This is a genomic window from Salmonella sp. SAL04162 (assembly GCF_046551535.1).
Classification (GTDB): domain Bacteria; phylum Pseudomonadota; class Gammaproteobacteria; order Enterobacterales; family Enterobacteriaceae; genus Salmonella; species Salmonella enterica.
On sequence record NZ_JBGDVX010000002.1, the window covers coordinates 338,573 to 358,846 of the forward strand.

Sequence of the window (20,274 nt, forward strand, 5' to 3'; positions counted from 1 at the left end):
GATAAGATGTTCGGAAAATTATCACTGGATGCAGTACCGTTCCATGAACCTATCGTCATGGTAACGATCGCTGCAATTATCGTCGGGGGACTGGCGATACTGGCAGCGATTACTTACTTCGGTAAGTGGACCTACCTATGGAAAGAGTGGTTAACGTCAGTTGACCATAAACGCCTCGGCATCATGTATATCATCGTCGCGATTGTGATGCTGTTACGTGGTTTCGCCGATGCCATCATGATGCGTAGCCAGCAGGCGCTTGCCTCCGCCGGCGAAGCGGGTTTTCTACCGCCGCACCACTACGATCAGATCTTTACCGCTCACGGCGTAATCATGATCTTCTTCGTGGCGATGCCCTTCGTTATCGGTCTGATGAACCTGGTGGTTCCGCTGCAGATCGGCGCGCGCGACGTTGCGTTCCCTTTCCTGAACAACCTGAGCTTCTGGTTCACCGTTGTCGGCGTTATCCTGGTTAACCTCTCACTGGGCGTGGGTGAATTCGCGCAGACAGGGTGGCTGGCTTATCCGCCGCTATCGGGAATAGAGTACAGTCCCAGCGTCGGGGTCGATTACTGGATATGGGCGTTGCAACTCTCGGGTATTGGTACGACGTTAACCGGTATCAACTTCTTCGTGACGATCCTGAAGATGCGTGCGCCGGGTATGACAATGTTCAAGATGCCGGTCTTTACCTGGGCCTCTTTGTGCGCCAACGTACTGATCATCGCCTCTTTCCCGATTCTGACGGTTACCGTCGCGTTGCTGACCCTGGATCGCTATCTGGGCACCCATTTCTTTACCAACGATATGGGCGGCAACATGATGATGTACATCAACCTGATTTGGGCCTGGGGCCATCCGGAAGTGTACATTCTGATTCTGCCGGTCTTCGGGGTATTCTCCGAAATCGCAGCGACCTTCTCGCGTAAACGTCTGTTCGGCTATACCTCGCTGGTTTGGGCGACCGTCTGTATTACCGTACTGTCGTTTATCGTTTGGCTGCACCACTTCTTCACGATGGGCGCGGGCGCGAACGTTAACGCCTTCTTCGGTATCACCACCATGATTATCGCCATCCCGACCGGGGTGAAGATCTTCAACTGGTTGTTCACCATGTATCAGGGCCGTATTGTCTTCCATTCCGCAATGATGTGGACCATCGGCTTTATCGTGACCTTCTCGGTCGGCGGTATGACCGGCGTTCTGCTGGCGGTACCGGGCGCGGACTTCGTCCTGCACAACAGTCTGTTCCTGATTGCGCACTTCCATAACGTGATCATCGGCGGCGTGGTGTTTGGCTGCTTCGCGGGTATGACCTACTGGTGGCCGAAGGCGTTTGGCTTCAAGCTGAACGAAACCTGGGGTAAACGCGCCTTCTGGTTCTGGATTATCGGTTTCTTTGTAGCCTTTATGCCGCTGTACGTACTGGGCTTCATGGGCATGACCCGTCGCCTCAGCCAGCAAATTGATCCGCAGTTCCATACGATGCTGATGGTTGCCGCCGCCGGTGCCGCGCTGATTGCGCTGGGTATCCTGTGCCAACTGATTCAGATCTTCGTTTCTATTCGCGACCGCGATCAGAACCGCGATCTGACCGGCGACCCATGGGGTGGCCGTACGCTGGAGTGGTCAACCTCGTCTCCGCCGCCGTTCTATAACTTTGCCGTTGTGCCGCACGTTCACGAACGTGACGCCTTCTGGGAAATGAAAGAAAAAGGCGAAGCGTACCAACAGCCTGGACAGTATGAAGAGATTCATATGCCGAAAAATAGTGGTGCCGGTATTGTTATCGCCGCCTTCGCGACGGTATTTGGCTTCGCCATGATCTGGCATATCTGGTGGCTGGCGATAGTGGGTTTCGCAGGCATGATCATCAGCTGGATTGTAAAAAGCTTTGATGAAGATGTGGATTACTACGTGCCGGTCCCGGAAGTCGAAAAACTGGAAAACCAGCATTTCGATGAGATTACTAAGGCAGGGCTGAAAAATGGCAACTGATACTTTAACGCACGCGACTGCCCACGCGCACGAACACGGGCACCATGACGCAGGCCAGAACAAAATCTTCGGATTTTGGGTCTACCTGATGAGCGACTGCATTCTGTTCTCTATTCTGTTTGCTACCTATGCCGTTCTGGTGAACGGCACCGCTGGCGGCCCGACAGGTAAGGACATTTTCGAACTGCCGTTCGTTCTGGTTGAAACCTTCCTGCTGTTATTTAGCTCCATTACCTACGGCATGGCGGCGATCGCCATGCACAAGAACAACAAGAGCCAGGTTATCTCCTGGTTGGCGTTGACCTTCTTGTTTGGCGCCGGATTTATCGGGATGGAACTCTATGAATTCCATCACCTGATTGTTAACGGTATGGGCCCGGATCGCAGCGGCTTCCTGTCTGCGTTCTTCGCGCTGGTCGGCACGCACGGTCTGCACGTCACTTCCGGTTTGATCTGGATGGCGGTGCTGATGGTGCAAGTTGCCCGTCGCGGTCTGACCAGCACTAACCGTACCCGCATCATGTGTCTGAGCCTGTTCTGGCACTTCCTGGATGTGATTTGGATTTGCGTATTCACTGTTGTTTATCTGATGGGGGCGATGTAATGAGTCATTCTACCGAGAGCGGCGGCGCATCCCACGGCAGCGTAAAAACGTACATGACCGGCTTTATCCTGTCGGTCATCCTGACGGTTATTCCATTCTGGATGGTGATGACCGGCGCTGCCTCTCCGGCCGTTATTCTGGGATCTATCCTGGCAATGGCAGTGGTGCAGATTTTGGTGCATCTGGTGTGTTTCCTGCACATGAACACCAAATCTGATGAAGGCTGGAACATGACGGCCTTCATCTTTACCGTGCTGATCATCGCCATCCTGGTTGTGGGCTCCATCTGGATTATGTGGAACCTCAACTACAACATGATGATGCACTAAGAGCGGCGAGTATGATGTTTAAGCAATACCTGCAAGTAACGAAACCAGGCATCATCTTTGGCAACCTGATCTCGGTGATCGGGGGATTTCTGCTGGCTTCAAAGGGCAGCATTGACTATCCCCTGTTCATTTATACGCTGGTCGGGGTGTCACTGGTTGTGGCGTCGGGTTGTGTATTTAACAACTACATCGACAGGGATATCGACAGGAAGATGGAAAGGACCAAGAATCGGGTGCTGGTCAAAGGCCTGATTTCTCCTGGCGTCTCGCTGGTATACGCCACCCTGCTGGGTATTGCTGGCTTTATGCTGTTGTGGTTTGGCGCCAATCCTCTGGCCTGCTGGCTGGGGGTGATGGGCTTCGTGGTCTACGTTGGCGTGTACAGCTTGTACATGAAGCGTCACTCCGTTTACGGAACGCTGATTGGTTCTCTCTCCGGCGCAGCGCCGCCGGTGATTGGCTACTGCGCCGTAACGGGCGACTTTGACAGCGGCGCGGCGATTCTGTTGGCTATTTTCAGCCTCTGGCAGATGCCGCACTCTTACGCCATCGCCATTTTCCGCTTTAAGGACTATCAGGCGGCCAATATCCCGGTTCTGCCGGTGGTAAAAGGAATCTCAGTCGCTAAAAACCACATCACGCTGTACATCATTGCGTTTGCCGTTGCAACGCTAATGCTCACGTTGGGCGGTTATGCCGGTTACAAATACCTGGTGGTCGCCGCGGCGGTCAGCGTTTGGTGGCTCGGCATGGCGCTACGCGGTTACAAAGTGGAAGATGATAAGGTCTGGGCGCGCAAGCTGTTCGGCTTCTCTATCATTGCGATTACCGCGCTGAGTATCATGATGTCCGTTGATTTTATGGTGCCGAATTCGCAGAATCTGCTGACTTACGTCTGGTAAGTTCATCGTCACCTCTTCTATGCCGGATGGCGGCTTATGCCTTATCCGGCCTACAAAAGCACGTTACCTGTAGGCCGGATAAGCGACGTGAGTATCGCCATCCGGCATTTTTCGTCTCTCGTGGCCTACCCTCACCACCACAACATTTGTTAATAAAGCGCATATTTACCCAACCAACCTGGCGCTTTACACTAGGTGCGAATTTCATACAGAGGTGGCAATGAACGATTATAAAATGACGCCAGGGGAGCTGCGTGCCACATGGGGTTTAGGGACCGTCTTTTCGTTGCGTATGCTGGGCATGTTTATGGTTCTACCGGTACTGACCACATACGGTATGGCGCTACAGGGCGCCAGCGAAGCATTAATCGGCATTGCGATCGGCATTTACGGGCTGGCGCAGGCTATCTTTCAAATTCCCTTTGGGCTGCTGTCCGACCGCATTGGCCGTAAACCGCTGATTGTCGGCGGACTGGCGGTATTTGTCGCGGGCAGCGTCATTGCCGCGCTCTCCCACTCTATCTGGGGCATTATTCTGGGGCGAGCACTACAGGGGTCCGGCGCTATTGCCGCCGCCGTCATGGCGCTCCTGTCTGACCTCACCCGCGAGCAAAACCGTACCAAAGCGATGGCGTTTATCGGCGTCAGCTTTGGTATCACTTTCGCGATTGCGATGGTATTAGGGCCGATTGTTACCCATAGTCTGGGATTGAACGCGTTGTTCTGGATGATCGCTGCCCTCGCCACCCTGGGCATTCTTCTGACGATCTGGGTGGTTCCCAACAGTACCAACCATGTGCTGAATCGCGAATCCGGGATGGTCAAAGGCAGCTTCAGTAAAGTGCTGGCGGAGCCGAGGCTGCTCAAGCTCAATTTCGGCATTATGTGTCTGCATATTTTATTGATGTCCACCTTTGTCGCCCTACCCGGCCAGCTTGCCGATGCCGGTTTCCCTGCCGCCGAACACTGGAAGGTGTATCTGGCAACCATGGTGATCGCCTTTGCCGCCGTCGTGCCTTTTATCATCTATGCTGAAGTCAAACGGCGGATGAAGCAGGTATTCCTGTTCTGCGTGGGGCTCATTATCGTCGCGGAAATCGTGTTGTGGGGAGCGGGCCAGCATTTCTGGGAGCTGGTGATTGGCGTACAACTCTTTTTCCTTGCCTTTAATTTGATGGAGGCGCTGCTGCCTTCTCTTATTAGCAAAGAGTCGCCCGCGGGGTATAAAGGAACGGCGATGGGCGTCTATTCTACCAGTCAGTTTCTTGGCGTGGCGCTTGGCGGCTCGTTGGGCGGCTGGATAGACGGCACGTTTGATGGGCAAACCGTTTTTCTTGCCGGGGCCGTACTGGCGATGGTATGGCTGGCGGTGGCAAGTACCATGAAAGAGCCGCCCTATGTCAGCAGCCTGCGTGTGGAAATTCCAGCGGATATCGTTGCTGACGACAGGCTAAAACAGCGACTGTTGGCAATGAAAGGCGTAAGCGAAGCGCTGATCGTGGCGGAAGAGCATTCCGCTTACGTCAAAATCGACAGCAAAGTGACCAATCGCTTTGAAGTTGAACAGCTTATCAGCAAAGGATGAATGCAGCATTGCCGGATGGCGACGAAGCTCTATCCGGCATAACAACTTAATCGCGGAAGTTTTTGAACTGGAACGGCTGGCCCAAATCACCGCCGCGAACCAGCGCCATTACCGATTGCAGATCGTCACGTGATTTGCCCGTCACGCGAATCTCTTCCCCCTGAATTTGCGCCTGCACCTTCAGTTTGCTGTCTTTAATCAGCTTGACGATTTTCTTCTGCACGGCGCTTTCAATGCCCTGCTTCAGCTTCGCTTCCACATACCAGGTTTTACCGCTATGCACGAACTCGTCCGGTACATCCAGCGAAGCGCCTTCAATACCGCGTTTAAGCAGCTTGGCGCGCAGAATATCGAGCAACTGATTGACCTGGAAATCGGACTCGCTCAGCACCTTGATGGTTTTATTGGCATCGTTCAGTTCAATAGTCGCCTCTACGCCACGGAAGTCAAAACGAGACTCAACCTCGCGAACCGCGTTATCCACGCCGTTACGCGCTTCCTGCAGATCAACTTCAGAAACAATATCGAAAGATGGCATCTTTTCTTCTCCCTTCATTTTCGTTGCGTTGCATAATACCTGCAACGAGGCTTAACGAGAAGCTTAGCTGATGACGCTATAATTAGCGCCATAACACCTGGCGCTGTTGCAGGTGAGGAGGAACAATGAAAATTACTGTACTGGGATGCGGAGCCTTAGGACAACTTTGGCTTTCGGCACTGTGCAAACACGGACATGACGTACAGGGCTGGCTACGGGTGCCACAACCTTATTGCAGCGTAAATCTGATCGATACCGATGGTTCCTTTTTCAACGAATCACTGACGGCAAACGATCCGGATTTTTTGGCGAAGAGCGAACTGTTGTTAGTCACGCTGAAAGCGTGGCAGGTTTCCGACGCAGTACGAACCCTGGCGTCAACCCTACCGGTGACGTCGCCTATCCTGCTCATTCATAATGGAATGGGAACCATAGAAGAGCTGCAAAATATCCAACAGCCGATGTTGATGGGGACTATCACCCATGCTGCGCGCCGCGACGGTAATATCATTATTCATGTCGCTAACGGTACTACGCATATTGGCCCTGCGCGCGAGCAAGACGGCGATTACAGTTATCTCGCCGATATCCTGCAGGGGGTACTGCCCGATGTCGCCTGGCATAACAATATCCGCGCAGAGATGTGGCGCAAACTGGCGGTCAACTGTGTTATCAACCCGCTCACCGCGCTTTGGAACTGCCCGAACGGCGAGCTGCGCCATCATACTGATGAAATCAACGCGATTTGCGAAGAGGTCGCCGCCGTGATTGAACGTGAAGGCTACCACACATCGGCAGACGATTTACGCTATTATGTTGAGCAAGTGATTGACAGTACGGCAGAAAACATCTCATCCATGTTGCAGGACGTGCGCGCCATGCGCCATACCGAAATTGACTACATCACCGGTTATTTACTCAAGCGCGCCCGCGTGCACGGTCTCGCCGTTCCGGAAAATAGCCGCCTGTTTGAAATGGTAAAGCGAAAGGAGAGTGAGTATGAGCGCTCAGGCACTGGTATGCCTCGCCCCTGGTAGTGAAGAGACCGAAGCGGTCACCACTATCGATCTGCTGGTTCGCGGCGGAATCCACGTCACTACCGCCAGCGTCGCCAGCGATGGCAACCTGACGATTGTCTGCTCGCGCGGTGTAAAGCTACTGGCGGATGCGCCGCTGGTTGAAGTTGCCGACGGCGATTATGACATCATCGTGTTGCCCGGCGGAATTAAAGGCGCCGAGTGCTTTCGCGACAGCCCGCTGCTGGTCGAAACCGTAAAACAGTTTCACCGCTCCGGGCGCATTGTCGCAGCCATTTGCGCCGCAGCCGCTACAGTGCTCATGCCGCACGATATCTTCCCTATCGGCAATATGACCGGTTTTCCGGCGCTGAAAGATAAGATCCCCGCCGAACAGTGGCAGGATAAGCGTGTGGTGTGGGATGCGCGGGTAAAATTATTAACCAGCCAGGGACCGGGTACCGCTATCGATTTTGGCTTGAAAATCATCGACCTGTTGGTTGGTCGTGAAAAAGCGCATGAAGTGGCTTCGCAACTGGTGATGGCGGCGGGGATTTATAACTACTACGAATAAGAATGATTGCCGGATGGCGGCGTAAACACCTTATCCGGCCTACAAAACGGTACAGTCTGTAGGCCGGATAAGCGACAGCGCCATCCGGCAGTTATTTTACGGGCGTTCGCCCTGCGCCAGACGCGCATTAATATGCGCAATCACCTCAGGTAAATCCGCCAGTGAATCCACCACGTAATGCGCCCCGGCGGCGTACAGCTTGCTGGCCGCGTGCTCGCGGCGGACCGCAACGTCCTCTTTCGACATTGTCTGATAGGCGTCCCATGTTGCGCCGAATTCGTTACCCGATACCGCCAGCCCCACCGTCCACATCCCCGCGTTAAGCCCCTCGCTAATGCCCGGCGCGGCATCATCTACCTTCACACAGTGCGCGACCGCATCAATGCCCAGCGCAATCACGTTTTGCAGCGCCATCCACGGCCCCGGGCGACCACCCGCGGCCAGGTCGTCCGTTGCCACCCAATGATCCGGACGATAACCATGCTCGGCGGCGGCGGGAACCAGGCGCTCCATCACCGCTCGTGGGTAACCGGAGCAGGAGCCTATCTTGATACCCTCGGCTCGTAGCGCCGCGATCGTGTCGATAACTCCGGCAATAGGAGAAGAAAAATCGACAACTTTAGCAATCTGTAGCGGCATGAAGGCGGCATAGATGGCATCAATATCTGCTGCGCTCATGGAGCGGCCAAACTTTGCCTGCCAGCGCGCGTCAACAGCAGGTAATTTTCCCAGCGCTTCAATGTGTTGCCATTTACCCAGCCCCATTGGCACGCGTGCTTCGGCGAGGGTGATCTCCACATCAAATGCCTGACGGAACGCCTCGACGAAAATTTGCGTCGGCGCGAAGGAGCCAAAATCGACGGTGGTGCCCGCCCAGTCGAGAATAACAGCGTGAATACGGTTCATCATGGTTCCTTATTTCGTCCAGTACATGGCGGTACGAATGGCGGTCAGCAGGGCTGTGATATCGGCGGCATATACTTCGCCAATGTTGCCGATGCGGAAGCAGTCGCTTTGCGACACTTTGCCAGGATAGATAACAAAGCCCTGCTCTTTGAGGCGGCGATAAAATTCGCTAAAGCGATACTGCGGGTCTTCCGGTGAATAAAAGGCGGTGATAATGGGCGAGTGAAGTTCGTCATCCAGCAGCGTGTTAAAGCCCAGCGCCCGCATTCCGGCCACCAGGCTGCGCTGATTTTGCTGATAGCGTTGATGACGTGCCGCCACGCCACCTTCTTCCGCCAGCTCTTTCAACGCCTGGGCAAACGCCAGGACGGTATGAGTGGGCGAAGTAAAACGCCATTTGCCGTGGTTATCCTCCATGCAGCGCCACTGGGCGTAGAGATCTAACGACAGCGAGCGGGAACGCCCTTTGCACGCGGCCAGTTTTTGCTCGCGGGCAATCACGAAAGCAAAACCAGGCACGCCCTGAATGCATTTATTGGCGGAGCTGATCAGATAATCGATGTGTAATGCTGCAATATCCATGGGGATGCCGCCGAAGCTGCTCATGGCGTCAACGATGTAGGTTTTGCCATAGCGATGCGCCAGAGCGCCCACCTCATCAATGGGGTTGAGCATCCCGGTGGTCGTTTCGCTATGCACCATGGCGATATGGCTGATCGTCGGGTCGGCGTTGAGGATCGCGTCGATCGCCTGCACGTCCGGGCGCGCAACTTCGCCGCAGTCGTAAGCGTGATGGGCGATACCCATAAGGCCGGCCATCTCGACCATTCGTGCGCCGTATGCACCGTTGCTGACGATCAGCACCTTATCCTGCGGCCCCAATGCGCTGCCCAGTACGGCTTCCACAGCATAGCTGCCGCTGCCTTGCAGCAGTACGGAGGTGTAGCCTTCGGAGGCCGTTGCCAGTGCGGTCAACTGCTGGCGGATCTGTTCTACCACGCCGATATTGTAATCATCATCCCAGGTACAGCTATCGAACAACATCGCTTCTTTCACGGTGCGAGAGGTGGTGAGCGGGCCAGGAGTCAGCAGCAGATAGTTACGCGAAGTCATGTTATTTACCTTTGGTCTATACCAGATTGCATTTATCATGACGATCTTTGCCGCGACGGGTCAAAGAGAAAATCGCGCTGCAACAAAAAATTCATCTCTGCTTGTATAATGGCGGCAGGCAAAACGGAAGCGAGTAAGCATGAAATCTATCCCGGGCGATATCCCGCAGTACCTGTTGATCAAGGCGCAGCTTCAGGCGCGTATTCAGAGCGGTGCGTTGAAAAGCGGTGATAAACTGCCGTCTGAACGCGAACTGTGCGCGATCTTCAACACCACGCGCATTACTATCCGCGAAAGTCTGGCGCAGCTGGAGTCCAGTGGGCTTATCTGGCGCGCCGATCGTCGCGGTTGGTTCGTTACGCCGGAACGCCTGTGGCTGGATCCGACCCAGAACACCAACTTCCATAAGCTTTGCCGCGAGCAGGGGCGGGAGCCAAAAACCGCGCTACTGAGCGGCGTGTTAACCACAGTGCCTGTCGAGGTCATGGAGCCCCTCCAGCTCCAGCCGTTTGATCAAATCTATCTGCTGACCCGTCTGCGTTACGCCGATGGCCGCGCCGTGTGCTACTGCGAAAACCATTGTTTGCCCGCCCGCGTGCCTGAGCTGCTGCAGTACGATCTCAACGGCAGCCTGACCGAGGTATACGAGTCGCACTACAACCTCGTCTATACCAGCATGCATCTGTCGTTCTACCCCACCGCCATGCCTGCGCAGGCCGCACAGGCGCTGGGAGTTATGGAAGGACGCCCGGCGCTGTTGCTGCGCCGTCTGAACTACGATCAACACGGGCGAGTGCTGGATCTGGATATCGAATACTGGCGTCACGACAGCCTGCGTATTGAGGTAGATACCCACTAGCGGATGCGCCGGATGTTGGCTGCGAGCCTTATCCGGCCTGTCAATCGTATCGTCTCACGGCTATCCGGATAAGCGCAGCATCCTCCGGCGTGGACTGATTTATTTCTCTTTCATCGTTTTGTCACATAAGCCGTTTAGCGTAAAAAGCAAACCTGGTATAGGCCAGAAAATGCAACGTACGCTATGAGGCTATTACGATGAAACTTTCCCGACTTGCTCTGCTGTCTGTCTTCGCTCTCGCCAGCGCCCCGTCATGGGCGGAATCAGTGGTCACGGTGTACTCCATCGACGGGCTGCACGATGGCGATAACAGCTGGTACCAGGTGCAGTTTGACGCATTCACTAAAGCGACCGGCATTACCGTACGCTATGTTGAAGGCGGTGGTGGCGTGGTAGTGGAACGTCTGGCAAAAGAGCGTACGAATCCGCAAGCCGACGTGCTGGTAACCGCGCCGCCATTCATTCAGCGCGCCGCCGCCGAAAAGCTGCTGGCGAACTTTAACACCGACGCCGCATCGGCTATCCCCGATGCCAACAACCTTTATTCGCCGCTGGTAAAGAACTATCTGAGCTTTATCTACAACAGCAAGCTGCTGAAAACTGCCCCGGCGAGCTGGCAGGATCTGCTTGACGGTAAATTCAAAAATAAACTCCAGTATTCCACGCCAGGTCAGGCCGCTGACGGCACGGCGGTAATGCTGCAGGCTTTCCACAGCTTCGGCAGTAAAGATGCCGGTTTTGCGTATCTCGGCAAGCTGCAGGCCAATAACGTCGGGCCATCTGCCTCTACCGGCAAGCTAACCGCGCTGGTTAATAAAGGTGAAATCTACGTCGCTAACGGCGACCTGCAAATGAACCTCGCGCAGATGGAACGTAACCCGAACGTGAAAATCTTCTGGCCGGCCAACGACAAAGGCGAGCGCAGCGCGCTGGCCATCCCTTATGTCATTGGCCTGGTCCAGGGGGCGCCGCAGAGTGAAAACGGTAAAAAGCTGATTAACTTCCTGCTGAGTAAAGAAGCGCAGACTCGCGTCAGCGAACTCTCCTGGGGAATGCCAGTACGCAGCGACGTGACGCCGAGCGACGAACATTACAAGGCCGCCACTGCCGCGTTGGAAGGCGTGCAAAGCTGGCAGCCAAATTGGGATGACGTAGCCGTTTCGTTGTCGGCAGATATTAGCCGTTGGCACAAAGTGACCGAAAGCGAGTAAGCCTGATGCTGATGAAAACGACCGCCGTTCACGCCCCTGCATCGCAGGGGACATCGGGGATAGTCCTCGACTCGCTGCGCGTTGCGTATCACGGCAACGTGGTGCTTAAACCGCTCTCTTTGACGATTGAACCTGGCGAAGTGCTGGCGCTGATTGGCCCATCAGGATCTGGAAAAACGACGGTGCTGCGTGCGGTTGCGGGCTTTGTGCAACCTGCAGGCGGTCGTATTCTGATTGGCGATACGGACGTCACCCATCTGCCACCCTATAAACGCGGGTTGGCGATGGTGGTGCAGAACTACGCCTTGTTCCCGCATCTGAAAGTGGAAGACAACGTCGCTTTTGGTCTGCGTGCGCAGAAGCAGCCAAAGGCGCTAATTAATGAGCGTGTCACGCAGGCGCTGAAAACGGTTGGCATGAGTGATTACGCCACCCGTTATCCGCATCAACTTTCCGGCGGCCAGCAGCAACGCGTGGCCATCGCCCGCGCGATTGCCGTGCGCCCGCGCGTGCTGTTACTGGATGAACCACTGTCAGCGCTGGACGCACAGATTCGTCATAATATGGTGGAAGAAATCGCCCGTCTTCACCGTGAGTTGCCGGAACTCACTATTCTCTACGTTACCCACGATCAAACGGAAGCGCTCACCCTGGCCGATAAAATCGGCATTATGAAGGATGGCTCGCTGATTGCTCACGGCGAAACCCGCGCGTTATATCAGCATCCGCCCAATCGCTTTGCCGCCGAATTCTTAGGCCGCGCCAATATTCTCTCCGCCATTGCGCTGGGGATAACGGAGATTCCGGGGCTGGTGGACGTCAGCTGCGGCGGTGCGGTGATTCGCGCGTTCAGCCGGGGCAGCCACCACGGTTACAACAAACTGCTGTGCATTCGTCCTCAGCACCTCAGCCTGACGCCGCGTTCGGCCTACAGCAACCGCTTCAACGCCACACTGCAATCGGTGCACTGGCAGGGCGATTTAACCCATCTGTTGTGTGACGTTGCTGGCGAAACGGTGCGGATGGTGTTGACGCATGTCAATCCGCTGCCGCGCGTGGGCGACAAGCTGGCGCTGTGGTTCGAACCGGATGATGCGGTCCTGATTGAGGTATAACCATGTCACTCATTTTACCTCTGGAAAAACCGGCGCTTAACCTACGCCCGCTGCTGTGGCTGCTGCTCCCGTTGCTGGTGCTGGCGACACTGTTTTTCTGGCCTCTGTCGCTCATCGTTGAACAGGCGCTACGCGGTGCCAATGGCGAGATCGGGCTCGAGACCTTCCGCCAGGTGGTCGACTCGAAACGCTTTGTCGGCGCGTTGCTGAACACGTTGCAAATCGCCTTTTTCGCCACCGCCGGTTGCCTGCTGCTGGGCAGCGTGATGTCGCTGATTCTGGTGTTTATTCCTTTCCCCGGCAGCGAGTGGATTGGTCGGGTCGTCGATACTTTTATTGCGCTGCCGACCTTCCTGATTACGCTGGCGTTCACCTTTATTTATGGGTCAGCGGGTCTGCTCAACGGTACGCTGATGAGCCTGTTTGCCTTTGAGCTACCGCCGGTGGATTTTCTCTACTCGATGCAGGGCGTCATTCTGGCGGAGATCACGGTGTTCACTCCGCTGGTGATGCGGCCACTGATGGCCGCGCTGCGGCAAATTGATAAAAGCCAGCTAGAGGCAGCCAGCATTCTGGGGGCGCACCCGTTACGGGTGATTGGGCAGGTGATTTTCCCGGCGGCGCTACCGGCGCTGATGGCTGGTGGCAGCCTGTGCCTGCTGTTGACCACTAACGAGTTTGGCATCGTACTGTTTATTGGCGCGAAGGGAGTTAACACCCTGCCGATGATGGTTTACAGCAAAGCGATTCTGGAGTCCGACTATACGGTCGCCTGCATGATTGCGTTGATTAACATTGTCTTGTCGCTGGGACTGTTCTCCCTCTATCGCCTGGCGGCATCGCGTACCGGCGTAAGGAGCTAGCCATGCTAATTTGGTCACCTAAAGGACGCGCAGCGGCGGGCGTTGTGGCTAGCGCACTGTTTATCGTGTTCTTTTTCCTGCCGCTGGCGGTGATTCTGATGTCCAGCCTTAGCCAGCAGTGGAACGGTATTCTGCCGAGTGGCTTCACGCTGAACCACTTTGTTAACGCTCTGCACGGTGCGGCATGGGATGCCCTACTTGCCAGCCTCACGATTGGCTTTTGCGCCAGCCTGTTTGCGCTGCTTTGCGGCGTTTGGGCGGCGCTGGCGCTGCGTCAATATGGGGTGAAAACGCAGAAATGGTTAAGTATGGTGTTCTATCTGCCGAGTGCGATTCCGTCAGTGTCCGTGGGCCTGGGCATTCTGGTTGCTTTCAGCCAGGGGCCATTGCAAATGAACGGCACCCTATGGATTGTGCTGACAGCGCACTTTGTGCTGATTTCCGCCTTTACCTTCAGTAACGTGTCGACCGGACTGGCGCGAATTTCCGCCGATATTGAAAACGTCGCGTCGAGTCTGGGGGCATCGCCCTGGTATCGTCTGCGTCACGTGACGTTGCCGTTATTGATGCCGTGGATGATGTCAGCGCTGGCGCTGAGTTTATCGCTCTCCATGGGGGAGTTGGGCGCGACGATGATGATTTATCCGCCGGGCTGGACGACGCTGCCGGTGGCTATCTTTAGCCTGACCGACCGTGGAAATATCGCCGACGGCGCGGCGCTGACCATTGTGCTGGTGGCCATTACGCTGCTGCTGATGATGAAGCTGGAGCGCATTGCAAAACGGTTGGGGCAGAAATAAAACGGTAGGCCGGGTAGGACATAGCCGCCACCCGGCAAAGGAATTACGGGCGATACACCTTCACATTGGCAAACCCCTGCTCGCGCAGATAGAGCGCCTGCAGGCGACTCATTACGCCGCGTTCGCACCATAGCAGCCAGGTTTTGCTCTGATCGAGGTCGCCAAATTTAGTACTCAGCTTGTAGAAAGGCAGCGAAACGACGTCGACGCCTTCCACTTTCAGCGGCTTGTCATCCTGCTCATCGACAGAACGGATATCCAGAATCACATCGTTGGCGCCAAAACCGCTCACGGTTTCTACTTCCACCACCTCCTGCTGGGTCTGCTGGGCGATTTCACGAATATCGACGTTGTTCGCTTCTTCTACCACCTTATCGAGAATACTGAAGTCGAAATTTTCTTCTTCGGCTTCAATTTTCGCTTTAATGGCTTTCACCGTCGGACTTTTTGAAATCACGCCACAGTATTCCGGCATCGTACGGGCAAAATCTTCCGTACCAATCTGGCGCGCCAGGTTGATAATGTGCTCTTTATCGTAAGAGATCAGCGGGCGCAAGATCAGCGTGTCAGATACGTTATCGATCAAGCGCAAGTTGGTTAGCGTCTGGCTGGATACCTGGCCCAGCGCTTCGCCGGTCACCAGTGCCTGTACGCCGTAACGTTCCGCCACTTTCGACGCCGCGCGTACCATCATACGTTTGAGCACCACGCCCATCTGGCCGTCGTCAACTTTCTCCAGAATCTCGCCGACCACCGGTTCGAAGTTAATCGCCACAAAACGCACGCGATGGGAGCTGCCAAAGCGGTTCCACAGGTAATGCGCCACCTGGCGAACGCCGATTTCATGCGCCGCGCCGCCGAGGTTAAAGAAGCAGTAGTGTACGCGGCAGCCGCGACGCATCAGCATATAGCTGGAGACGCCGGAGTCAAAACCGCCGGAGATCAGCGACAGCACATCTTCCTGGGTGCCAATCGGGAAACCGCCAATACCTTCATAACGCCCTTTGATCAGCAGCAGGCGATCATCTTCCACTTCCAGATGCACCGTCACATCCGGGTTAGTGAGCTTCACGCGCGCCGATTCAATATGCTGATTTAATCCGCCGCCGACATAGCGCTCCACCTCAATGGAGCTAAACTCATGCTTACCGCGACGTTTTACGCGCACGCAGAAGGTTTTGCCTTCAAGCTGCTCGCGATACTGCGCCAACGCTTTCTCGAAAATGTCGTGCATATCGGTGAACGGCACATCTTCGACTTCAAGAATATGGTGAATTCCCGGAATGCGGGTCAGCGCGTCGCGAATCGCCAGACGCTGGTTTTCATCTTTGGCGCGAACTTCAATGTTATCCCAGTGACGGACAACCGCGAGGGTCTCATCGTAGTGCTTTAAAACGTTACGGATGTTCCCGGTTAAAATTTTTATAAAGCGCAAACGCACAGATTGGCTTTTGATAGTGATTTCCGGGAACAATTTAATGATAAACTTCATGGCGGCAATGGTTCTTTAGCAAGCTATCTAAGGCTTGTCGTGGAGAAATAGTACAGCAGCCCATACCTACGGCTGCATCCAGGCGCGGAAGTATATCACTATCACGGACATCTTGCGCATTTCCCCTTACCATTGCGCGTTATTTGCTTATCAGTGTGAGTCCGTTACCATAGACTTGTGCTGCCATTACAGAGAGTCAAACAGTCATCATGCCGAAGAAAAATGAGGCGCCCGCCAGCTTTGAAACTGCGCTGAGCGAGCTGGAACATATTGTTACCCGCCTGGAAAGCGGCGATTTGCCGCTGGAAGACGCGCTGAATGAATTCGAGCGCGGCGTACAACTGGCGCGTCAGGGGCAGGCAAAACTGCAGCAGGCGGAACAGCGCGTGCAAATTTTGCTGTCTGATAATGAAGAGGCTTCACCTGAGCCTTTTATCGCGGATAATGAGTAAATGGACTTTACGCAGCAGCTACAGGCTTGCGTAACGCAAGCGAATCAGGCGCTGAGCCGTTTTATCGCGCCACTGCCCTTTCAGAACACTCCCGTGGTCGAAGCCATGCAGTATGGCGCATTATTAGGCGGTAAACGCCTGCGGCCATTTCTGGTTTACGCCACCGGTCAAATGTTTGGCGTCAGTACGGCAACGCTGGATGCGCCAGCTGCGGCGGTCGAATGCATTCATGCCTATTCGCTGATCCATGACGACCTGCCAGCAATGGACGATGACGATTTGCGTCGCGGCCTGCCGACTTGCCATATTAAATTTGGCGAAGCCAACGCAATCCTGGCGGGAGACGCGTTGCAAACGCTGGCGTTTGCCATTATCAGCGACGCGCCGATGCCGGAAGTCGCCGATCGCGATCGTATCGCGATGATCGCCGAACTGGCGAACGCCAGCGGCATCGCCGGTATGTGCGGCGGTCAGGCATTGGATCTGGCGGCAGAAGGCCAGCGGATCACTCTGGACGCGCTGGAACGCATTCATCGCCATAAGACCGGCGCGCTCATTCGCGCCGCCGTTAGACTTGGCGCGTTGAGCGCGGGCGATAAAGGACGGAATACTCTGCCGATACTTGACCGCTATGCAGAGAGTATCGGCCTTGCCTTCCAGGTTCAGGATGACATTCTGGATGTGGTGGGCGATACTGCAACGTTAGGTAAACGTCAGGGCGCAGACCAGCAGCTTGGCAAAAGTACCTACCCTGCACTTCTGGGTCTTGAGCAAGCCCGGAATAAAGCCCGGGACCTGATAGAGGACGCCCGTCAGTCGTTACATCAGCTGGCCGCGCAATCACTGGACACCTCGGCACTGGAAGCGCTAGCGAACTACATAATCCAGCGTGATAAATAAACCCCATATCCAATGAGCTTGCGATGAGTTTTGATATAGCCAAATACCCTACCCTGGCATTGGTCGACTCCACCCAGGAGTTACGACTGTTACCGAAAGAGAGTCTGCCGAAACTCTGCGACGAGCTACGCCGCTACTTACTCGACAGCGTAAGCCGTTCCAGCGGGCACTTCGCTTCCGGGCTGGGCACGGTAGAACTTACCGTGGCGCTGCATTATGTCTACAACACCCCGTTTGACCAGCTAATCTGGGATGTTGGACACCAGGCTTATCCACATAAAATCCTTACCGGTCGTCGCGACAAAATCGGCACCATTCGTCAGAAAGGCGGTCTGCACCCGTTCCCGTGGCGCGGAGAAAGCGAATACGATGTGCTGAGCGTTGGGCATTCCTCCACTTCCATCAGCGCCGGTATCGGCATTGCCGTGGCGGCGGAGAAAGAAGGCAAAGATCGCCGCACCGTCTGTGTGATCGGCGACGGCGCCATCACCGCCGGTATGGCGTTTGAAGCAATGAATCACGCAGGCGATATCCGGCCCGACATGCTGGTCATTCTGAACGACAATGAAATGTCGATTTCGGAAAACGTCGGCGCGCTCAACAACCATCTGGCGCAGCTACTTTCCGGTAAGCTTTACTCTTCTCTGCGCGAAGGCGGAAAAAAGGTCTTCTCCGGCGTACCGCCAATTAAAGAACTGCTCAAGCGTACCGAAGAACATATTAAAGGCATGGTTGTGCCGGGCACACTGTTCGAAGAGCTGGGCTTTAACTACATCGGGCCGGTCGATGGTCACGATGTCATGGGGCTTATCAGCACATTGAAGAACATGCGCGACCTGAAAGGCCCGCAGTTCCTGCATATCATGACCAAGAAAGGCCGCGGCTATGAGCCCGCGGAAAAAGATCCGATCACTTTCCATGCGGTGCCTAAATTTGATCCTTCCAGCGGATGTTTGCCGAAAAGCAGCGGCGGTCTGCCAGGTTATTCAAAAATCTTCGGTGACTGGCTGTGTGAAACCGCCGCCAAAGACAGCAAGCTGATGGCGATCACCCCGGCAATGCGCGAAGGTTCCGGCATGGTGGAATTTTCACGTAAATTCCCGGATCGCTATTTTGACGTCGCCATCGCCGAGCAGCATGCCGTCACCTTCGCCGCAGGCCTGGCGATTGGCGGCTATAAGCCCGTCGTGGCGATCTACTCTACTTTCCTGCAACGCGCCTACGATCAGGTCATCCATGACGTCGCTATCCAGAAACTGCCGGTCATGTTCGCCATCGATCGCGCCGGTATCGTTGGCGCGGATGGACAAACACACCAGGGCGCGTTCGATCTCTCCTATCTGCGCTGCATCCCGGATATGGTGATCATGACGCCAAGCGACGAAAACGAATGTCGCCAGATGTTATTTACCGGGTATCACTATAACGACGGCCCGACGGCAGTACGTTATCCACGCGGTAATGCGCAGGGCGTGGCGCTAACCCCGCTGGAAAAACTGCCTATTGGTAAAGGCCTTGTGAAGCGTCATGGCGAAAAACTGGCGATTCTGAACTTTGGCACCTTAATGCCTGAGGCGGCGAAAGTCGCCGAAGCGCTGAACGCCACGCTGGTCGACATGCGCTTTGTTAAGCCGCTGGACGACACGTTAATTCTGGAGATGGCCGCGCAGCATGACGCGCTGGTGACGCTGGAAGAAAACGCCATTATGGGCGGCGCTGGCAGCGGCGTAAACGAAGTGCTAATGGCCCATCGTAAACCTGTACCTGTGCTGAATATCGGCCTTCCGGATTTCTTTATCCCGCAAGGAACGCAGGAAGAAGCCCGCGCGGAACTGGGGCTCGACGCCGCAGGCATTGAAGCCAAAATCAAGGCCTGGCTGGCATAATCCCCTCTTTGCTCCTGCTATGCTTGAAGAGTGACGGGTATAACAGGAGCGGAGTCATGCAATACAACACGTTAGGAAATACAGATCTTCGGGTATCCCGCCTTTGTCTGGGCTGCATGACATTCGGCGAGCCGAGTCGCGGCAATCACGCCTGGACGCTTCCCGAAGAGAGCAGCCGTCCCATCATCAAGCGCGCCCTTGAGGGCGGCATTAACTTTTTTGATACCGCCAACAGCTACTCCGACGGCAGCAGCGAAGAGATTGTCGGCCGCGCGCTGCGTGATTTCGCCCGGCGCGACGAGGTGGTGGTAGCGACGAAAGTCTTCCATCGCGTCGGCGATCTGCCGGAAGGATTGTCCCGCGCGCAAATCCTGCGCTCTATTGACGATAGCCTCACCCGTCTGGGAATGGAGTATGTCGATATCCTGCAAATCCACCGCTGGGATTACACCACGCCGATAGAAGAGACTCTGGAAGCGCTAAACGACGTGGTGAAGGCGGGTAAAGCCCGCTATATCGGCGCTTCCTCAATGCACGCCTCACAATTTGCCCAGGCGCTGGCGCTACAAAAACAACACGGCTGGGCGCCGTTTGTCACCATGCAGGATCACTATAACCTGATCTACCGCGAGGAAGAGCGTGAGATGCTACCGCTGTGCTGGCAGGAAGGCGTCGCCGTGATTCCGTGGAGCCCGCTGGCGCGCGGGCGCTTAACTCGCCCCTGGGGAGAAACCACGGCCCGCCTGGTCTCGGATGACGTGGGTAAAAATTTATACGCTGAAAGCGATAAAAATGATACGCAAATAGCGGAACGGCTGGCTGGCGTCAGCGAGGCGCTTGGCGCAACGCGAGCGCAGGTCGCGCTGGCTTGGCTGCTCAGCAAACGAGGCGTCGCCGCGCCGATTATCGGCGCTTCGCGTGAAGAGCAGTTAGATGAGTTGCTGAATGCCGTTGATTTAACGCTCAAACCGGAGCAGATTGCCGAACTCGAAACACCGTACAAACAGCATCCGGTGGTGGGATTTAAATAATCCGCCATTGCCCGATGGCGCGGCGCTTATCGGGCCTGTGAAATCGACATATTGTTCGGGGGTAGGCCGGATAAGGCGTTTACGCCGCCATCCGGCAAAC

20 protein-coding genes and 1 pseudogene are annotated in these 20,274 nt (G+C 55.3%); 17 read left to right on the plus strand and 4 right to left on the minus strand.

What is annotated here, in order from left to right; all coding sequences use genetic code 11:
• Positions 1–6 precede the first annotated feature (6 nt).
• The 5 genes from cyoB to ACLJRH_RS05935 all read left to right on the plus strand — a co-directional run bounded on the left by cyoB (position 7) and on the right by ACLJRH_RS05935 (position 5,418).
• Complete coding sequence (cyoB, locus tag ACLJRH_RS05915; protein ID WP_000467158.1) at positions 7–1,998, plus strand: cytochrome o ubiquinol oxidase subunit I; 1,992 nt, start codon at positions 7–9, stop codon at positions 1,996–1,998.
• Complete coding sequence (locus tag ACLJRH_RS05920) at positions 1,988–2,602, plus strand: cytochrome o ubiquinol oxidase subunit III (protein ID WP_000179833.1); 615 nt, start codon at positions 1,988–1,990, stop codon at positions 2,600–2,602. The genes cyoB and ACLJRH_RS05920 overlap by 11 nt, the downstream gene beginning before the upstream one ends.
• On the plus strand, positions 2,602–2,931 hold the full coding sequence (locus ACLJRH_RS05925; RefSeq protein WP_000019878.1) for a cytochrome o ubiquinol oxidase subunit IV: 330 nt from the start codon (positions 2,602–2,604) through the stop codon (positions 2,929–2,931). Before ACLJRH_RS05920 ends, ACLJRH_RS05925 begins: the two co-directional genes overlap by 1 nt.
• Positions 2,932–2,942: 11 nt before the next feature.
• Entirely contained in the window at positions 2,943–3,833 is an 891-nt protein-coding gene (cyoE, locus tag ACLJRH_RS05930) for a heme o synthase (protein WP_000971352.1), read from the plus strand.
• Between the two features lie 220 nt (positions 3,834–4,053).
• The gene (locus tag ACLJRH_RS05935; protein WP_001000935.1) at positions 4,054–5,418 is read left to right on the plus strand and encodes an MFS transporter; all 1,365 of its coding nucleotides are present in this window, start codon (positions 4,054–4,056) and stop codon (positions 5,416–5,418) included.
• Between the two features lie 46 nt (positions 5,419–5,464).
• Here the strand turns inward: ACLJRH_RS05935 and ACLJRH_RS05940 are convergent, their stop codons facing one another.
• Positions 5,465–5,956 (minus strand): YajQ family cyclic di-GMP-binding protein, encoded by a 492-nt coding sequence (locus tag ACLJRH_RS05940; RefSeq protein WP_001138913.1) that lies wholly within the window; start codon positions 5,954–5,956, stop codon positions 5,465–5,467.
• Between the two features lie 125 nt (positions 5,957–6,081).
• Between ACLJRH_RS05940 and panE the strand changes: the two genes are divergently transcribed.
• Positions 6,082–6,993 carry a 2-dehydropantoate 2-reductase gene (panE, locus tag ACLJRH_RS05945; RefSeq protein WP_000705816.1) on the plus strand — a complete coding sequence of 304 codons (912 nt, stop codon included), beginning with the start codon at positions 6,082–6,084 and terminating at the stop codon, positions 6,991–6,993.
• Positions 6,956–7,546 carry a protein deglycase YajL gene (gene yajL, locus ACLJRH_RS05950; RefSeq protein WP_023136507.1) on the plus strand — a complete coding sequence of 197 codons (591 nt, stop codon included), beginning with the start codon at positions 6,956–6,958 and terminating at the stop codon, positions 7,544–7,546. Before panE ends, yajL begins: the two co-directional genes overlap by 38 nt.
• A gap of 96 nt (positions 7,547–7,642) precedes the next feature.
• On the opposite strand, the gene phnX is transcribed toward yajL, so the two are convergent.
• Together phnX and phnW are read right to left on the minus strand one after the other, a co-directional pair.
• Positions 7,643–8,452, minus strand: coding sequence for a phosphonoacetaldehyde hydrolase (gene phnX / locus ACLJRH_RS05955; protein WP_012219071.1), 810 nt, complete (start codon positions 8,450–8,452; stop codon positions 7,643–7,645).
• Between the two features lie 9 nt (positions 8,453–8,461).
• Entirely contained in the window at positions 8,462–9,565 is a 1,104-nt protein-coding gene (phnW, locus tag ACLJRH_RS05960) for a 2-aminoethylphosphonate--pyruvate transaminase (RefSeq protein WP_000203956.1), read from the minus strand.
• Positions 9,566–9,704: 139 nt separating this feature from the next.
• On the opposite strand from phnW, the gene phnR reads away from it, so the two are divergent.
• From phnR to phnV, 5 genes are all read left to right on the plus strand, one after another.
• Positions 9,705–10,424, plus strand: a complete 720-nt coding sequence (gene phnR / locus ACLJRH_RS05965) for a phosphonate utilization transcriptional regulator PhnR (RefSeq protein WP_000836268.1) — start codon at positions 9,705–9,707, stop codon at positions 10,422–10,424.
• Between the two features lie 197 nt (positions 10,425–10,621).
• A complete protein-coding gene (gene phnS, locus ACLJRH_RS05970) occupies positions 10,622–11,635 on the plus strand; it encodes a 2-aminoethylphosphonate ABC transporter substrate-binding protein (protein WP_000778008.1) in 1,014 nt (337 codons plus the stop codon).
• Positions 11,636–11,640: 5 nt separating this feature from the next.
• Positions 11,641–12,750, plus strand: a complete 1,110-nt coding sequence (phnT, locus tag ACLJRH_RS05975) for a 2-aminoethylphosphonate ABC transport system ATP-binding subunit PhnT (RefSeq protein WP_000928796.1) — start codon at positions 11,641–11,643, stop codon at positions 12,748–12,750.
• Between the two features lie 2 nt (positions 12,751–12,752).
• Positions 12,753–13,613: a 2-aminoethylphosphonate ABC transporter permease subunit gene (gene phnU, locus ACLJRH_RS05980; protein WP_001602773.1), complete on the plus strand. Its 861-nt coding sequence runs from the start codon at positions 12,753–12,755 to the stop codon at positions 13,611–13,613.
• A gap of 2 nt (positions 13,614–13,615) precedes the next feature.
• Complete coding sequence (phnV, locus tag ACLJRH_RS05985; protein WP_000909788.1) at positions 13,616–14,413, plus strand: 2-aminoethylphosphonate ABC transport system, membrane component PhnV; 798 nt, start codon at positions 13,616–13,618, stop codon at positions 14,411–14,413.
• A 43-nt stretch (positions 14,414–14,456) separates the two neighbouring features.
• Here the strand turns inward: phnV and thiI are convergent, their stop codons facing one another.
• Positions 14,457–15,905 carry a tRNA uracil 4-sulfurtransferase ThiI gene (thiI, locus tag ACLJRH_RS05990; RefSeq protein ID WP_000668648.1) on the minus strand — a complete coding sequence of 483 codons (1,449 nt, stop codon included), beginning with the start codon at positions 15,903–15,905 and terminating at the stop codon, positions 14,457–14,459.
• A gap of 209 nt (positions 15,906–16,114) precedes the next feature.
• Here thiI and xseB point away from each other — a divergent pair, with 209 nt between their 5' ends.
• The 5 genes and pseudogenes from xseB to ACLJRH_RS06015 form a co-directional block, all read left to right on the plus strand.
• Entirely contained in the window at positions 16,115–16,357 is a 243-nt protein-coding gene (xseB, locus tag ACLJRH_RS05995; RefSeq protein WP_001124944.1) for an exodeoxyribonuclease VII small subunit, read from the plus strand.
• On the plus strand, positions 16,358–17,257 hold the full coding sequence (gene ispA / locus ACLJRH_RS06000) for a (2E,6E)-farnesyl diphosphate synthase (RefSeq protein WP_000348074.1): 900 nt from the start codon (positions 16,358–16,360) through the stop codon (positions 17,255–17,257).
• A gap of 23 nt (positions 17,258–17,280) precedes the next feature.
• Entirely contained in the window at positions 17,281–19,143 is a 1,863-nt protein-coding gene (gene dxs / locus ACLJRH_RS06005; protein WP_000006777.1) for a 1-deoxy-D-xylulose-5-phosphate synthase, read from the plus strand.
• 56 nt (positions 19,144–19,199) lie between these two features.
• On the plus strand, positions 19,200–20,174 hold the full coding sequence (locus ACLJRH_RS06010; protein WP_023136508.1) for an aldo/keto reductase: 975 nt from the start codon (positions 19,200–19,202) through the stop codon (positions 20,172–20,174).
• A gap of 7 nt (positions 20,175–20,181) precedes the next feature.
• Positions 20,182–20,273 (plus strand): annotated as a pseudogene (locus ACLJRH_RS06015) (hypothetical protein); the annotation flags it as partial.
• Between the last annotated feature and the right edge of the window lies 1 nt (position 20,274).

Bases quoted from the DNA above. Each gene is read 5' to 3' on its own strand.
- cyoB (WP_000467158.1), top strand. From the start codon at position 7: ATGTTCGGAAAATTATCACTGGATGCAGTACCGTTCCATGAACCTATC.
- ACLJRH_RS05920 (WP_000179833.1), top strand. From the start codon at position 1,988: ATGGCAACTGATACTTTAACGCACGCGACTGCCCACGCGCACGAACAC.
- ACLJRH_RS05925 (WP_000019878.1), top strand. From the start codon at position 2,602: ATGAGTCATTCTACCGAGAGCGGCGGCGCATCCCACGGCAGCGTAAAA.
- cyoE (WP_000971352.1), top strand. From the start codon at position 2,943: ATGATGTTTAAGCAATACCTGCAAGTAACGAAACCAGGCATCATCTTT.
- ACLJRH_RS05935 (WP_001000935.1), top strand. From the start codon at position 4,054: ATGAACGATTATAAAATGACGCCAGGGGAGCTGCGTGCCACATGGGGT.
- ACLJRH_RS05940 (WP_001138913.1), bottom strand. From the start codon at position 5,956: ATGCCATCTTTCGATATTGTTTCTGAAGTTGATCTGCAGGAAGCGCGT.
- panE (WP_000705816.1), top strand. From the start codon at position 6,082: ATGAAAATTACTGTACTGGGATGCGGAGCCTTAGGACAACTTTGGCTT.
- yajL (WP_023136507.1), top strand. From the start codon at position 6,956: ATGAGCGCTCAGGCACTGGTATGCCTCGCCCCTGGTAGTGAAGAGACC.
- phnX (WP_012219071.1), bottom strand. From the start codon at position 8,452: ATGAACCGTATTCACGCTGTTATTCTCGACTGGGCGGGCACCACCGTC.
- phnW (WP_000203956.1), bottom strand. From the start codon at position 9,565: ATGACTTCGCGTAACTATCTGCTGCTGACTCCTGGCCCGCTCACCACC.
- phnR (WP_000836268.1), top strand. From the start codon at position 9,705: ATGAAATCTATCCCGGGCGATATCCCGCAGTACCTGTTGATCAAGGCG.
- phnS (WP_000778008.1), top strand. From the start codon at position 10,622: ATGAAACTTTCCCGACTTGCTCTGCTGTCTGTCTTCGCTCTCGCCAGC.
- phnT (WP_000928796.1), top strand. From the start codon at position 11,641: ATGCTGATGAAAACGACCGCCGTTCACGCCCCTGCATCGCAGGGGACA.
- phnU (WP_001602773.1), top strand. From the start codon at position 12,753: ATGTCACTCATTTTACCTCTGGAAAAACCGGCGCTTAACCTACGCCCG.
- phnV (WP_000909788.1), top strand. From the start codon at position 13,616: ATGCTAATTTGGTCACCTAAAGGACGCGCAGCGGCGGGCGTTGTGGCT.
- thiI (WP_000668648.1), bottom strand. From the start codon at position 15,905: ATGAAGTTTATCATTAAATTGTTCCCGGAAATCACTATCAAAAGCCAA.
- xseB (WP_001124944.1), top strand. From the start codon at position 16,115: ATGCCGAAGAAAAATGAGGCGCCCGCCAGCTTTGAAACTGCGCTGAGC.
- ispA (WP_000348074.1), top strand. From the start codon at position 16,358: ATGGACTTTACGCAGCAGCTACAGGCTTGCGTAACGCAAGCGAATCAG.
- dxs (WP_000006777.1), top strand. From the start codon at position 17,281: ATGAGTTTTGATATAGCCAAATACCCTACCCTGGCATTGGTCGACTCC.
- ACLJRH_RS06010 (WP_023136508.1), top strand. From the start codon at position 19,200: ATGCAATACAACACGTTAGGAAATACAGATCTTCGGGTATCCCGCCTT.